General features: G+C 50.4%; 14 protein-coding genes, 1 tRNA gene and 1 pseudogene. 9 read left to right on the forward strand and 7 right to left on the reverse strand.

Features of this window, described 5'->3' with window-relative positions:
* Window positions 1-158: 158 nt before the first annotated feature.
* Complete coding sequence (locus tag QWY22_RS18365; protein WP_300982237.1) at window positions 159-1298, reverse strand: glycerate kinase; 1140 nt, start codon at window positions 1296-1298, stop codon at window positions 159-161.
* Between the two features lie 164 nt (window positions 1299-1462).
* Between QWY22_RS18365 and QWY22_RS18370 the strand changes: the two genes are divergently transcribed.
* Window positions 1463-1858: an SRPBCC family protein gene (locus QWY22_RS18370; protein ID WP_300982238.1), complete on the forward strand. Its 396-nt coding sequence runs from the start codon at window positions 1463-1465 to the stop codon at window positions 1856-1858.
* Between the two features lie 49 nt (window positions 1859-1907).
* On the opposite strand, the gene QWY22_RS18375 is transcribed toward QWY22_RS18370, so the two are convergent.
* Window positions 1908-2564, reverse strand: coding sequence for a potassium channel family protein (locus QWY22_RS18375; protein ID WP_300982239.1), 657 nt, complete (start codon window positions 2562-2564; stop codon window positions 1908-1910).
* Between the two features lie 456 nt (window positions 2565-3020).
* On the opposite strand from QWY22_RS18375, the gene QWY22_RS18380 reads away from it, so the two are divergent.
* Window positions 3021-3470: an NUDIX hydrolase gene (locus QWY22_RS18380; RefSeq protein ID WP_300982240.1), complete on the forward strand. Its 450-nt coding sequence runs from the start codon at window positions 3021-3023 to the stop codon at window positions 3468-3470.
* A gap of 217 nt (window positions 3471-3687) precedes the next feature.
* Here the strand turns inward: QWY22_RS18380 and selA are convergent, their stop codons facing one another.
* From selA to selB, 3 genes and pseudogenes are all read right to left on the reverse strand, one after another.
* Window positions 3688-5112: an L-seryl-tRNA(Sec) selenium transferase gene (selA, locus tag QWY22_RS18385; RefSeq protein WP_300982241.1), complete on the reverse strand. Its 1425-nt coding sequence runs from the start codon at window positions 5110-5112 to the stop codon at window positions 3688-3690.
* 60 nt (window positions 5113-5172) lie between these two features.
* Window positions 5173-5355 (reverse strand): annotated as a pseudogene (locus tag QWY22_RS19610) (Rdx family protein); the annotation flags it as partial.
* A gap of 81 nt (window positions 5356-5436) precedes the next feature.
* Window positions 5437-7350, reverse strand: coding sequence for a selenocysteine-specific translation elongation factor (gene selB / locus QWY22_RS18390; RefSeq protein ID WP_300982242.1), 1914 nt, complete (start codon window positions 7348-7350; stop codon window positions 5437-5439).
* A gap of 168 nt (window positions 7351-7518) precedes the next feature.
* Between selB and QWY22_RS18395 the strand changes: the two genes are divergently transcribed.
* The 7 genes from QWY22_RS18395 (at window position 7519) to QWY22_RS18425 (ending at window position 13512) form a co-directional block, all read left to right on the forward strand.
* A tRNA-Sec gene (locus QWY22_RS18395) sits at window positions 7519-7615 on the forward strand.
* Between the two features lie 184 nt (window positions 7616-7799).
* Window positions 7800-8795, forward strand: a complete 996-nt coding sequence (locus tag QWY22_RS18400) for a glycosyltransferase family 4 protein (RefSeq protein ID WP_300982243.1) — start codon at window positions 7800-7802, stop codon at window positions 8793-8795.
* 58 nt (window positions 8796-8853) lie between these two features.
* Window positions 8854-9903, forward strand: coding sequence for a selenide, water dikinase SelD (gene selD, locus QWY22_RS18405; RefSeq protein ID WP_300982244.1), 1050 nt, complete (start codon window positions 8854-8856; stop codon window positions 9901-9903).
* A gap of 496 nt (window positions 9904-10399) precedes the next feature.
* Window positions 10400-11305, forward strand: coding sequence for a phosphate/phosphite/phosphonate ABC transporter substrate-binding protein (phnD, locus tag QWY22_RS18410; protein WP_300982245.1), 906 nt, complete (start codon window positions 10400-10402; stop codon window positions 11303-11305).
* 12 nt (window positions 11306-11317) lie between these two features.
* A complete protein-coding gene (gene phnE, locus QWY22_RS18415) occupies window positions 11318-12073 on the forward strand; it encodes a phosphonate ABC transporter, permease protein PhnE (protein ID WP_300982246.1) in 756 nt (251 codons plus the stop codon).
* A 14-nt stretch (window positions 12074-12087) separates the two neighbouring features.
* Window positions 12088-12858 carry a phosphonate ABC transporter ATP-binding protein gene (phnC, locus tag QWY22_RS18420; protein WP_300982247.1) on the forward strand — a complete coding sequence of 257 codons (771 nt, stop codon included), beginning with the start codon at window positions 12088-12090 and terminating at the stop codon, window positions 12856-12858.
* 42 nt (window positions 12859-12900) lie between these two features.
* On the forward strand, window positions 12901-13512 hold the full coding sequence (locus tag QWY22_RS18425; protein ID WP_300982248.1) for a polysaccharide deacetylase family protein: 612 nt from the start codon (window positions 12901-12903) through the stop codon (window positions 13510-13512).
* A 46-nt stretch (window positions 13513-13558) separates the two neighbouring features.
* On the opposite strand, the gene QWY22_RS18430 is transcribed toward QWY22_RS18425, so the two are convergent.
* The gene (locus tag QWY22_RS18430; protein ID WP_051413909.1) at window positions 13559-13762 is read right to left on the reverse strand and encodes a thioredoxin family protein; all 204 of its coding nucleotides are present in this window, start codon (window positions 13760-13762) and stop codon (window positions 13559-13561) included.
* Between the two features lie 209 nt (window positions 13763-13971).
* Window positions 13972-14643, reverse strand: coding sequence for a hypothetical protein (locus QWY22_RS18435; RefSeq protein ID WP_300982249.1), 672 nt, complete (start codon window positions 14641-14643; stop codon window positions 13972-13974).
* Window positions 14644-14706: the final 63 nt, after the last annotated feature.

A 14706-nucleotide genomic window follows, 5' to 3' on the forward strand; every position in this document is an offset into this window, starting at 1 on the left:
TAGATAAAAGGGGTGAAGAGGTCAATGTTATTATCTGAATTTCATTAATTGTATACCAAAAAAATTATTAAGAAATTGAGCCGGTGCCAGGAAATCCCACACGAAGGGAAGGCAGCAAAGAAAAAAGCTCTCCGGAAAATCAATCCGGAAAGCCTTCTTTACATTGTGTATCGGTGGAAATAAGTGCGGACAATTTGTTCGGTACTGTCTTCCAGCAACTCCGCCGCGTTTTGCATCGCTTCCTGGAGCGCCATGGGCGAATTGATAATGCTATGAATGCTGACAACACCGTGTTCGTGCAGGACATCGATGCCTTTTCCGACCGAGCCCGCGAGAATAATGGTCGGTACATTGCTGCGTTTCGCCCGTTGCGCGACCCCGAGAGCTGTTTTTCCGAATGCCGTCTGACGGTCCACTTTTCCTTCACCCGTTATGACCAGATCGGCTTCCTGCAAATGACCGTCGAGTCCGGTATAATCCAGGACCACATCGATGCCGCGTTTCAATTCAGCCGGGAAAAAAGCTTGAAAAGCGCCGCCGATTCCCCCCGCTGCCCCTGCACCTGGCCGGTTATGCAGTTCCATGCCGGTTGCTTCTAAAATCCGGTCTGCCCAGTTCGTCAGGCTCCGGTCCAACAATTCCACGTCTTCCGGCGAAGCGCCTTTTTGGGGTCCGAAAATATGGGAAGCTCCGTTTGGCCCAATCAGCGGGTTTTCCACATCCGAAGCAATGACGAAACGGCTCCGGCTGATCCGTTCATCAAAATTTGTGAAGTCCAGCCCGCTGACTTTCTCCAATTCGCCGCCTCCCGGACCGATTTCCTCGCCGCCGTTATTGCAGATCCGCAAACCCAAGGCTTGAAGCATGCCGGCGCCTCCATCGTTGGTTGCCGAACCGCCAAGCCCGACGATGAATGAGGAAAAGCCATCATCGAGCGCCTCGCGGATCAATTCGCCGGTGCCGAATGTCGTGGTTTTCAGCGGAGCGAGTTTGGCATCCGGCACCAAGTGCAGTCCGGATGCTGCCGCCATTTCAATGACGCAGGTTTTTCCATCCCCCAATACGCCATAAGCCGCCTCGATTTTATTGCCGAGCGGCCCGGTTACGCTCACGGTTTTCAATTTTCCGCCGGTCGCCGCCACTAAGGTTTCCATCGTTCCTTCGCCGCCGTCACCGATTGGAAGCAGTACGGTTTCTGCCTCCGAAAAAGCTTTGTTGACTCCTTTGCCGATTGCCGCCGCTGCCTCGACGGCACTTAAACTTCCTTTAAACGAATCCGGTGCAATGATGATTTTCATCTGAGTCCCTCCAAACCGCTTTCTTATGCTTACCCAAATTATAGGGATAAGGCGGCCCTTCGTCTATCGGTTCCACAGCTCCAATTTTTTTCATTATGCAGCTTCTGCACTTGTCTATTCCCCGCTCATTTCATACGATAAAAGAAAACGAGGAGGCTGATGGAATGGACAACGAAAATCGTTCGATTTATATTGACGCCGATCCTGAAACGGTCTGGCACGCACTGACCAATGAAGACAATTTTTCTGCCTGGTATGCACCGGGTTCGGTATGGCGGATTCCGGAGCTGGAAGCCGGCTGCAAAGCGCTCTTTACTTTGATGCCAAGTGAACACAATCAGCTCGAAGAAGGTGAACATGTCGACATGAGTTTTACGATTACGGAAGTTGTGCCATACAGCCGTTTTTCCTATACGGCTGATGAAGACGAGCTTCACTTTATTTTTGATGTGCGCCCGGAAAACACCGGCAGCCGGGTAACGGTCAACATGGACGGTTTTGAATTGAGCCTCGAAAACTTGAAGGCTTTTGCAGAAGGCCGGGAACTTCCCAATATGTAAGTATGCAAAAAAAGCCGCCGCTCTTTTGAAGGAGCGGCGGCTTTTTGCGTCAGATGCCGCGGTCTTCCAGCCGTTTTAGGTCATTTTTATGACCCATGACGATGAGAATGTCGCCGAGCTGGATCTGGTCGTTCGGAAGCGGCGCGATGTCCACTTCTTCTTTACGCTTGATCGCCAGCACGATACATTTGTATTTTTCGCGGATGTTCAACTGATTCAAGGTTTTATCCGCTACTTTCGCGGATGCCACCAATTCAATGATGCTGTATTCATTGGACAAATCGATATAATCAATGATTTTATCGGAATGCATATGCTGCGCAACACGGATGCCCATTTCATTTTCAGGCTGAATCACTTTATCCGCGCCCACTTTCTCCAAAATCTTCTGGTGCTGCAGGTCCCGGGCTTTAACCCAGACTTTCGCGATGCCGATTTCTTTCAGCATCAGCGTACACAGCACACTCGCCTGCAGGTTGTCTCCAATCGCCACGATGGCGTGGTCAAAATTCCGGACGCCGAGCGATTTCAATTCGCTTTCGTCGGTCGCGTTGGCCACAACGGCATGGGAAGAATAATCCCGCAAATAGTCCACCCGGTCGACGTTGGTGTCAATGGCCAGCACTTCATGGCCTAGCCGGTAAAGCTCTTTGCATACACTGGTGCCGAATCGGCCCAGTCCAATTACCACTACTTGTTTTTTCACTGCATTCCCTCTTTTCTGCAGCATCCTGCCTCTTGGCTACAGTATAGCTTCTCGAACTCAGGAGTTGAAGCATTTCGTGTAAATCCCTTGAAATTATCGGATAGGCTTCTGAGCTGCGGCCGATGCGTGGCGAATTGCACCAAAGCTGCTGTGAGTTGCAACCAATCTTTCCTAAGTTATACCCAATCCTTTCTGAGTTACAACCAATCCTTCATGAGTTGCAACCACTCTAAGATTTCAACAATACCAGGCTGCCCATAAGCAGCTGCATCCTCCTTTTTTCATCTTTCATTCTCCTCCAACAGGAATTTTTTGTCTTATGCCATCAACGCTTTCGGGTTGCAGAAGTCACCAAATTCTGCCGCTTCTAATATGAATATTTGTTTTTGAAAAGGATCTTTAATCCCTTATAATGAGCTAATACCACTATTCGGTCTGTAATAAAGGAGAATTCTAATGAAGACAATGAAATTTGGAGAACAAACAGAAGGCATGGAATACCCCATCAGAAAAGGTGTTTATGCGGTCATTTTCAATGAACAAAAAGACCAGCTTGCCGTCGTGCAGTTGACGCGCGGACCGGTTTTCCTGCCGGGCGGCGGCCTGGAAGAAAACGAATCTCCCGAAGAATGCCTGAGACGGGAAATGCTCGAAGAAACCGGCCATGAACTGGTTGTCGGACCGTATATCGGGCATGCGCAGCAAGTTTACCGGTCCAGCCAGAACGGCCCCGTCATAAACGACGGCTCTTTCTACCTTGCCGCAATCGGTGAAAAAGTACAGGAGCCGATCGAAGAAGACCATCACTTGAAATGGCTGTCGGTCCGCGAGGCCAAAGAACGCCTTTTCCATGAACACCATCAATGGGCGGTGGAGGAAGGGCTGAAAAGCAGCGGTTCAAATTAAAAACAGCATTAAAAAAGGAATTGTCCCAAAAGTAATTTGGGGCAATTCCTTTGCGACGAAGCTAGCGCAGCGATGCAACGGTTTGTCATGTCCCGAAGCTAGCGCAGCGATACAGAAACAGGGACAGAAACAGGAGCAATCGTATTACCACACCCTTAGTAGAAGCAAGGGACTGTCCATTAAGTCTATTATTCGACTTATTGGACAGCCCTTTTTTTCAATACCCGACTTTGTTTTCCTGCTCAATCGCCATTAACCCTTTTACCATTTCGCCCAGTTCCGGTTCTTCGATGGTACGGAAGTCGAGGCAAACCCGTTCGTCCTGAATCCGGGCAATGATAGCCGGCCGGCAATTCCGCAGTTTCGCAGCCAGCTCCTGAGCCGATAAGTGAATATGCGACACGGCTGCCATGAATGTCGGCAGTTCCACGCCTGGCATCGTACCGCCGCCGACCTGGGAGGTGCTTTCTTTCAAATACAGGCGGTAAGCGGACGTTTTTGCTTCCATCTCGGCAATAAAGGCTTCCGCTTGGAGACGGATTTCTTCCGGCGTCCGAATGACATCTCGGACTGTCGGCAATTCCATCGCCGCGGCTTCCCCGATGACATAAGTCTTCAAGGTTTCCTCGAGTGCCGCAAAAGTCAGTTTGTCGACGCGCAGCACCCGCGCCAGCTGATGTTTTTTCAGCCGGTCAATCAGTTCTTTTTTCCCGGCAATGATGCCGGCCTGCGGTCCGCCAAGCAGCTTGTCGCCGCTGAAAGACACGAGGTCAACACCTGAAGCGATGACTTCCTGCACGAGCGGTTCGTCGCCAATGCCGTATTTTTTGAAGTCGTAAAGCGCACCGCTTCCCAAGTCTTCATAAAACACGATTCCCGCGTAGCGACGCTTCAACTCGGCAAGTGCAGCGGTCTCCACCGTTTCCGTAAAGCCGGTGATCAGGAAGTTGCTGGTGTGGACTTTCATCATCATGGCAGTTTCTTCCGTAAGGGCGGTTTCGTAGTCGGCCAAATGTGTTTTATTGGTCGTTCCCACTTCCACCAGACGCGCACCGCTTTCTTCCATGATCGACGAAATCCGGAAAGAGCCGCCGATTTCAACGAGCTGGCCGCGCGACACCACCACTTCTTTGTTTTTCGCAAGCGCACTCAATACCAAAAACACTGCCGCCGCGTTATTGTTGACCACCATCGCTGCTTCAGCCCCGGTCACTTCCCTCAGCAAATCTTCAATGATGTCGTGGCGGGAGCCGCGCTTGCCTTCATCAATCTGATACTCCAAATTCGAATAATTGCGTGCCGCCTTGGTGACATGGGCAACAGCCCGCTCACTCAGCCGCGAACGCCCCAGATTGGTGTGCAGAACCGTTCCAGTGGCGTTAATGACCCGCATCAAGCGGTCATCATTCCACTTCCGTGCTTTTTGGGAAGCATTTCCGAAAATGACATTGGTGAAGTTTTCGGCAGAAGGCGCAAATGCCAACTGGCCGCTCAATACCTCTTCGCGCAAATCGCGGAGTTCCTGCTGGATGAACCTTGTCGCCTGTTCAGCAGTCAGCCGAAACTCGTTGAGAAATTCCGTAAAGCGTTTGTCTTTTTGCAGTTCATGTACCGGCGGAAGCTGGCGCAAATATTGTTTCATTTCAAATCCTCCATTTGCTCGCGGAACTTCCTGTTTCCGCAGGCAGCCTTTCCGCAATCTCTATTTTTCTATTACTCGTATAATTTCATCGATATCCGGATACTTGCCTGTCTCGAGCTTCGAATGAATCTTGACGCCACTGGCCGTCACTTCAAAAGCGCCTCCTGAACTTGGAATCAATTCCAACGAGTCAATCTTTGAAGAAAAATGGCTGAATAACTGTTCCGCAAACCTTGCGGCTTTGGGGGCGTAGTTTCACTGCATGCAAAATTGAATTGAGATTTTGTAGCCCATGCTGATTCCTCCTTGGTTTCTTCTATATACTTATTGCTCTTGATTCGCTCCAGCAGTCCAATGGCGTTGTTCTTCCCGGCGTTCTGTCAGGTTTAGGCCATCCAGCAGTTCCAAAAATGGAATCAAATATTTTCTGGAGACATCGAGCGCATCTTTAGCTTCTTTCAGGCCAAATGCCTGTTCTGTCCCGTTCCGCAATTTTCCGACTGCTTCTTCAAAAGCTGTCCGGTGGATCAAGGTATCGTCAAGCAGACGGTAAGCCTGCTGGGTATTCAATAAATAAAGCGTCAGTTCAGGGATGTCGTTTTTCGGAAGCGGCGTGCCTTCAAAATATTCGTCCCACTTTTTCACTTTCAGTCCGTCTCTTTCCAGCGCTGCGATAATATTTTCCATGCGCGTCTTCCACTTCTTCGGCAAATGCGGTTCAAAAGAAGCCAGCGCCACGAACTGGCCGGTTTTCTTGATGCCGCCTCCGCCGCTGAATGCCGTTAAGCTGTATTCAATAAACGGTTTCGGGTAACCGGCACTGAGCGACTGGACCAGTTCCGCTTTGCCGATGCCCGCTCGCATCGGAAATTCTTCATGGTAATTGGCAAGGCGCGCCGCCATATCGTCCGTGATTTTCGCCAGCGTTTTCGTTAGGCTGTATCGTTTCGGAGCCACTTCCAAAAAGCGCCCTTCTTCGATTCTGGAAGCAATCGTATCCAAAAGCACATGCTCATCAAGTGAAGTGTGCTGAATCAGCTGCTGAAGTTCCAGGATGACATGCTTGTCTAACGCATCTTCCACTAAGTCTTGCGGCGTGCCTTCTTTTCTCGACTGCAGCATCTCCATGGTTTCATTGCCAAAGCGGTACTTCACGCCTTTTGGCTGAATCACCCAGCCGCCGCCGAGCGTTTCCACCGGTGTCGGCCGCCGCAGAATAAAGCGGTCTCCCCGCCGCACGACAATTTCTTCATCAAGCCGGAGCTGGCACAGCACTTCTTCCTGCGCCGGCGCCAGGTCGTTGCGGTCGAAAAAGACGATCGTGCCCATGACTTCGGAAGTGCCGACATGGACCTTTACCGGGGAACGCTGCTTAAGCGGCGTGAAATCGGCGTCAATTACCCGAAGCGCCACATCAATCGTATCGGTTACAACGAAATGGTCGGAAGCGACAAGCACATCACCGCGTGTGACGTCCGCCTTGTCGATGCCGCCCAAATTGATGGCTGTCCGCTGCCCCGCGCGCGCCTGCGTCTGTTCTTCGTGATGAACCTGAATTTGGCGCGCCTTCACTTTCAAGCCTTTTGGAAGCAGCGTCAACTGGCTGCCTTGCTGGACAACGCCTTCATATATGGTCCCGCGAACCACTGTGCCCTGGCCCTGGACTGTAAACACCTGGTCAATCGGGAGCCGGAACGACCCGTAGGCATCGCGGAATTTTACTTTCTTTAATTCACGGAAAATCGTTTCTTTCAGTTCATCGAGGCCTTTGCCGGATAAGCTGTCGACTGCGACATAAGGCGCCCCGTCAAAAATCGTTCCTGTCAGCCGGTCCTGAATGTCTTCTGTCACCAGTTCCAGCATGTCTTCATCGACCCGGTCGATTTTCGAAATGGCGACGATGCAGTGTTCGATGCCGAGAAACTGGAGAATTTCAAGATGCTCTTCGGTCTGCGGCATGACCCCTTCATCCGCTGCCACAACAAGAATTACCAAATCAATGCCGGCTACGCCAGCGATCATTTGGCGAATAAACCGCTCATGCCCGGGGACGTCAACAATCGAGACATGGGCACCGTCTTCGGTCTGAAGAGGTGCATAGCCGGGTTCGATGGAAATACCGCGCTCTTTTTCTTCTTTCAGCCGGTCGGTATCGACGTTTGTCAGCGCTTTTGTCAATGTGGTTTTGCCGTGGTCAATATGCCCGGCCATGCCGATTGTAAAATAAGTCTCGTCCATTCCGCTCCCACACTTTCTTTAAATACTCATATCCCTACTTTAATCTTCGCCAAAGGGGGTTTCAAGTGATGGGGCCCGGTTTTCCGGAAACCCTTCTCCCCCTTCAATCAAGCGCCTTTCTTGCGCTTCCCTTTTTTTCGTTATAAACTTAGAGGGCTTGAACATTATGGGGTTGGATGAGTGACTGGTGTCTTCCTGGGTCTTCAAAACCCTGAGGGGCCTGCGTGCCAGGCTCGGTGGGTTCGATTCCCACACAATCCCGCCATAATAAAACTTTCGAAAGGCTGCCTTTTCCGGGCAGCTTTTTTTCATGGACAAGTGCGGGCGCATGCAGGCACGAAAAGTGACAAATCCCCCTAATTTCATGATAATTGATAGAGGAACTTGTTATGCTCCTGCATTTTGTCAAAATCCTCTGCCCGCAGAGTGAATAAAGGATTGAAACACTTATGAAGATTGTACTGGCCGCACCAAACTATCCGCAGCCGCGCGGCAACACGGTAACGGTTCGCCGAATGGCCGCCAATCTGGAACAGCTCGGGATTGAAACGCAGATTGTGTCGACTACCGGAGAAAATCGGGCGGCCTCTCTTCCTTCTGCAGACCTGATCCATGGGTTCCACGCGTATTATTTCCATCAGTTCCTGCAGGGTCTGGATGACTTGACGGTCCCTTATATCATTACGATGACCGGCACAGATTTAAACGTGGATTTATTTGATTCCCAAAAGCGCGATGGCGTATTATCCGCGCTTGCCGGCGCAAAAGCGATCCACGTATTCGACCAATCTGCGCAGGACTTGCTGCTGAAGGAAGCACCGGAATTTCAAGGAAAGGTTTTCCCGATTGCGCAAGGGGCCAGCAGTTTTCCAAAAGACAGTCCGCTTTTCCAAAAGGAAGACGGAACGTTTTTATTCGTTCTGCCTGCAGGCATCCGGCAAGTAAAAAATATTCCGTTCGCCATCCAGTCGTTGGAAAAGCTTCAACAAACCTATCCCCATCTCCGGCTTTGGCTGGTGGGGCCGGTGCTGGAAGAAACCGAAGCCGAAATCGTGTTTGCTCTGGCCGAAAAGCATGCCGGCTGGATCCGCTATCTCGGTGAACTGCCCCATGAACAAATGGGTGCTGTCTACCGGCAAGCGGACGCGGTATTGAATACGTCGCTGTCGGAAGGCCAGCCGGCTGCCATTCTCGAAGCGATGGGCTCCGGGCTGCCGGTGCTGGTTTCCGATGTCCAGGGCAATAACGGAATGGTTGAGCATGGCAGAACCGGGTACTTGTACAATGGCCAGACTGAATTTCTGGAGTATGCCGAGCAATTGATGAATAATAAGGAAGTGCGGAAGCGGATCGGCCAGCAAGCGAAGCATTATGCAGCTGTCCGGCATTCCGCTTTGCATGAAGCGGAAGCGCTGCTGAAGATTTACAGGCGCATCGTGGAATAAGCACCGCTTTTCTGCGATGCGGCAAGTGATTTTATTCGAATAAAAGGAGGGAATCAATATGACTGAAAAAGATATGGTTAAATTAACGTCTTTATCATCTAAAGGTGGTTGAGGCTGCAAAATTGGTCCTGAGGACCTGGCGCAGGTTCTGCGTCATTTACCGAGAAATGTAGAAGACCCTAATTTGCTTGTCGGACTGGATACAGCCGACGATGCAGGTGTTTATAAAATCAGCGATGAAGTCGCACTTGTCCAGACACTGGATTTCTTCACGCCAATCGTGGACGATCCGTATATGTTCGGGCAAATCGGCGCGGCCAATTCACTGAGCGACGTTTATGCGATGGGCGGCAAGCCGTTGACCGTCATGAACATTGTTGCTTTCCCGATCAACACACTTGATAAAAGCATCCTGGCCGATATTTTGGCCGGCGCTTCCGATAAAGTGAAAGAATCGGGGGCCACGCTTGTCGGCGGGCATTCGATTGATGACCAAGAGCCGAAGTTCGGCCTTTCCGTCACTGGAACCATCCATCCGGACCGCATCCGTTCAAACGCCGGTGCGCGTCCAGGGGACCGCTTGATCCTGACAAAACCGATCGGCGTTGGCATCCTGACGACTGCCATTAAACAAGGCATTCTGGAAGAAGACGATTTGAACGAAGTGATGAATGTGATGGCGACGCTGAACAAAGCCGCGGCGGAAGCCATGGATTCTTACACGGTCAATGCCTGCACCGATATCACCGGTTTCGGCCTTCTCGGCCATACGATGGAAATCGCTAAAGGCGGAAACGTCGGCGTGACCATTTCGAACAAAGATGTTCCCGTGCTTTCCAAAGCGAAAGAACTGGCTGAAAAGCATATCATTCCAGGCGGAACTTACAAAAACCACAGCTGGCTGGCACCAGACATCGATTACGATGACAGCATCAGCAAGCTCGACCAATTGATCTTGTGCGACGCTGTTACATCCGGCGGATTGCTGATTTCCCTGCCGGCTGACGAAGCGGAAGCATTGCAGCGCGATTTGCAGGAACGCAACGTCCAATCTTCCATTATCGGCGAAGTCACCAGCGAAAATGCAGGACGCATTCACGTGATTTAATCTAAAACAAGGACTGTAGATAAAGTCGAAAGTAGATAAAGATGTATAAACCCAACCGGACCAGCCACTTCGCTTTCCGCGGGCTCGGCTTCAGCCTCCTCGTCACTGCGTTCCTGCGGGGTCTTCAGCTCTCGTCGCTCAGTCGCGTTGCTCTTTCACTGCTCCCACAGGAGTCTCGTGGCCAGTCCGGTTGGGTGTGTCATGTTGAATGACAGCGACTCTTTACCCACAATTCCAGAATCCGGAACGTAAGGCGGCGACTCCTGCGGGATAGCGAAGTGCCGAAATCCACTCGGGACGCAGTTCCGAGTTAGTTCGGCGCGAGCCCGCGGAAAGCGTCCGCCTGAAGTGGAGGAGTCGTTTTCGATTCGGATGATTCCTCTTCATTCCACCGAACGAATAAATATCCTTTTGTCTACAAGCTAAAACAAGGACTCTGCTTGAGTCCTTGTTTTACATAATGCATTAAAAAAATAGAATAAGTGAGGTGTTTCCATTGAAAAAGTGGAACCTATTAGCCCTTCTGCTGTGCCTGAGCGTTATTTTGGCAGCATGCGGAAGCAATTCAGAAGAAGAACAAGCAACATCCGGCGGTGAAGCGGAAAAAGACGCCTTTACAATCGGCGTTATCCCGGTGCAGACGGAAGGCCAGATGGATACAGCGATGAAAAAGCTTCAAACTCTTTTAAGCGAGAAATTAGGCCGTGAAGTTTCGATTGAAGTTTACCCCGACTACAACGGCGTAGTTGAAGCGATGAATTACGACAAGATCGACATGGCTTATCTTGGGCCTTTGACTTATGTCATCGCCGAAGCGAACAGCAATGCCAAAGCGATCATCACACAATTGATTGACGGCGTGCCGTATTACCATTCTTATATCATCACGCATAAAGACAGCCCATTGACTTCCATTGAAGACCTTGTGGCAAACGCAGGCGAAACGGATTTCGCGTTCGGCGACATCAACTCCACTTCCGGTTCTTTGATTCCTTCCATTGAATTGCAGGAACAAGGCGTCTATACATCTGAAAATGACAATAAATTCGCCTCAGTGCGCTTTACCGGTTCGCATGATGCGACAGCTTTAGCCATCCAGAACAAACAAGTGGATGCCGGAGCGATTGACAGCGCCATTTACGACCAGTTGGTTGAATCCGGAAAAATCGACGGCGACCAATTCAAAACCATCTGGAAATCAGAAGAATTGTTCCAGTATCCATGGGCAGTGCTAGAGAGTACGGACGAAGAAACTATCAAAACTTTGCAGGAAACGTTCCTGGCAATCAAAGATCCTGAAATTCTCGATGCATTCGGCGCAAGCGGCTTTACCGAAGCGACCAATGCCGATTACGAAAGCATCAAACAAGCAGCCATCAAGCAGGGAATCATTAAAGAATAGAGTTGATCATGGGTGTGGTTTAAAAAAAGCAATCTACTGACATTGGCGATATTGATTCTATTGGTGTTCTTCAGCATGCGGCTGACCGAATTCGATTTGTCGAAATTCAAGGATTTCCGCAATATGATCGATTTCCTGTCGCAGTGGTTCCCGATGGACTTTTCTTTGCTGCCGGACATGGTGCAGGACACGCTGGAGACATTGGCGATGGCTTTCCTCGGAAGTGTGCTGGGCCTTGTGATCGCGCTGCCGATCAGCTTTATCGCCGCCCGCAATACATCGCCCTCGCCGTTTTTGTTCCAAACTTCGCGCATTGTGCTGAGTTTTGTCCGCTCGATTCCGGAAATCGTATTTGGTTTGATCCTACTGACGACGCTCGGCCTTGGGCCATTCCCGGCAGTGATTGCCATCATGTTCCATAACGTCGGCGTATTCGGCAAGTTGATCTCTGAGTTGATCGAGGCAGCAGACCCTGGCCCGCAAGAAGCGATGAAAGCAGTCGGATCGAGAACATGGGTAGCCAATTTGTTCAGCATTTTGCCGCAGATTTGGCCGAATGTCCTGTCCCAGTTTTTCTACCGCTTCGAAGTGGCCATCCGGACCTCGCTCGTCCTCGGCTTTATTGGAGGCGGCGGCATCGGACAGCGCTTGTTCAACGACTTTAAAACCTTCCAGTACTCGTCCGTTTCACTGGACGTACTGATTATCATGGTGATGGTCATCATCATCGACTTTTTTGCCAGCTATATCCGGAAGCGGATTATATGAAGGAGGCCGGCTCAATGATTGAAATCAATAACCTCTCTGTCCTTTACGAAGGCAACACGGTGGAATCTCTTTCGGATGTGAATCTGTCGCTTCAAAAAGGCGATTTTATCTGCGTGCTCGGCAAAAGCGGCGCCGGAAAATCCACCTTTATCCGCTGCATCAACGGTCTGCAGAAACCGACATCCGGAGAAATCCATTTGAACGGCAAGACGATCACGAATGCCAGTGAAAACCAATTGCGGAAAATTAGACGGGAAATGGGTATGATTTTTCAGCATTTCAATTTGATTCCCCGGCTTAGTGTGCTGCAGAACGTATTGACCGGCACATTCGGCTACCGTCCGTCATTCAAAAACCTGGTCGGCTGGTTTTCCGCGGAAGAACTGGCTTTCGCCAAAAGCGTCATCGCGGAAGTCGGCCTTTCTGAAATGATGGACCGCCGGGTGGAACAGCTGAGCGGCGGGCAAAAACAGCGTGTCGGCATCGCCCGGGCCATGGTCCAAAAACCGTGTGTGCTGCTTGGCGATGAACCGGTCGCCAGTCTCGATCCCGGCACTTCCAACCGGATTTTCACTTTGCTGAAAGAAATGCACGAGCGGCTCGGTTTGCTGACCATCATCAATGTGCACGATATTGATCTGGCAAAGCGCTATGCCACCCGCATCATCGCGTTGAAAGACGGCAAAGTCATTTACGACGGACTGCCGAAAGACTTTACAGAAGCGGAATACCAGGAAACGTACGAATCGCAGTCCCAGGAATATTACTTCGGTTCGGAAATCTGAACGGATAAGGAGAGGATCGGCATGATCAAAAGCCCTTGAGCAGTGGACAGTTCCAGAGTCGTGTACGGCTCTTCCAACCCCGATATTTTAACCAGCGTTCCAGGCGAAAAATCTGTAATCCTGACATTTGATGACGGTCCAAGCCGCGTACTGCCACAGATTCTGGATGTGCTGAAACAGGAAAACGTCCCTGCCGCTTTCTTTTGGCAAACGCGCCTATTGCATCCCGAACGGCCGTGGAAACGCGTATTGGAAGAAGGGCACCAAATCGGTTCACATACCGTTAAACATTCCAATTTGGTGAATCTGCCTTTCGAAAAACAATACAAAGATATTAAAAACAGCATCGAAAAAATCGAACAAGTGACGGGTGCGAAAGTCACGTATTTCCGCCCGCCGTTCGGCCAGTTTAACGCCGATACCTTGCGGGCAGCGGAAGCGCTAGACGTCAAGCCGGTCATGTGGCGAGTGGCTTCGATGGACTGGGAGCTGCAGAACAATCCGCAGCAAGTGGTCTGCACCGTCCGGGACAATCTCGAAGACGGCGCGATCATCCTGCTCCATGAACTCCAGCACACTGCCGATCTCCTGCCGGACCTGATCCGGGCAATCCGGGAACAGGGATACGGGTTCAAAGGCCTGCCAAATAAATAAAAATAAAAAACAGGATTCCCTATTAGAGGAATCCTGTTTTTTCATGCTACGACTGCGCGAATTCTTTTACAGCGTCATCCGGGATAAATCCGACTGAACGGTTTGCTTCTTCGCCGTCTTTTATCAAGATCAAAGTTGGAATGCTTTGGACACCGAATTGCCGGGCAAGTTCCGGCGCTTCATCCACATCCACTTTGTAAAAATGGACTGAATCGAGTTGTTCAGCTACGTTTGAGACCACCGGCCCCAAGAAACGGCAGCTTGGTCACCAGTCGGCAGTGAAATCGAGAACGACCGGTTTGTTGGCGTTTTTCACAAACGTGTTGTATTCTTCTGTTTTGATTGATTTAACCATTTTCAAACCTCCCTTGATTGCTCTTGATGGTACTTGTTCAGTGTAAGGGCTGGCGTTTTTTCCATCAACCTATCTGCTCTCGCCGGAGCTAAGGATGCTCAAGTTTACGGCTGGACGAACTTTCCGACGGCATCAGGCAGCAATTCCTCGTCCCATGGATACCACAGCCATTGCCCGTTTTCGTTGTAAAGGTAAAATGCATGGGCAAACGGCTCATCGGTGTAAAGGATCATCCGATACAGTTCCGGGTCCGGCCGGTTGGCGTTCTGGGCTTTCGGTTCAACATCCTTAGTCAGCAATTCTTTGAATTTTTCCAGCTCTCCTTTTGTGATGCGGTTCAGCAATTCCGGGGTTTGTTCTCCGGTGTAAAATTCAATCGCCTTCACTCGGTCCAACTCCACGTCTTTGAAATGGTGAGGAAAATCTTCCTCCTCTTCTTCTGCCAGGTACAGGCGATAGCCATTCACTTCTTGCTCGTCCTTTACCGCCAGAAAGTCCGCCAATTTCTTGACTTCATATAGGGCTGTGCCTTTTTCCCAAAAAGCCGCATCGCCGTTTTTAACTTGGTAACTGGGGTTGTTGATGTTATCCGCCACTTTAAAACTTACTTCTCCCAACTTCCTCCCAACTCCGTTCTTTTCGCTGAGAACAGCTGTATCGGCTGCCGTATAATGCTTGCCATCAAATTGAATAAAATCCACCCAATCGATGACCGTGTTTGATTGGCAAGCGGCTAAAGCCATTCCTGCCATCACTAAAAGTATTAGTCTTTTCATGGCTCTGCCTCCGGTCTTTTCTTTCCCTTTTCATCGAGTAGGCGACTTCAGGAAATAAAAGGT

Source organism: Planococcus liqunii (assembly GCF_030413595.1).
In the GTDB taxonomy this organism is placed as follows: Bacteria; Bacillota; Bacilli; order Bacillales_A; family Planococcaceae; genus Planococcus; species Planococcus liqunii.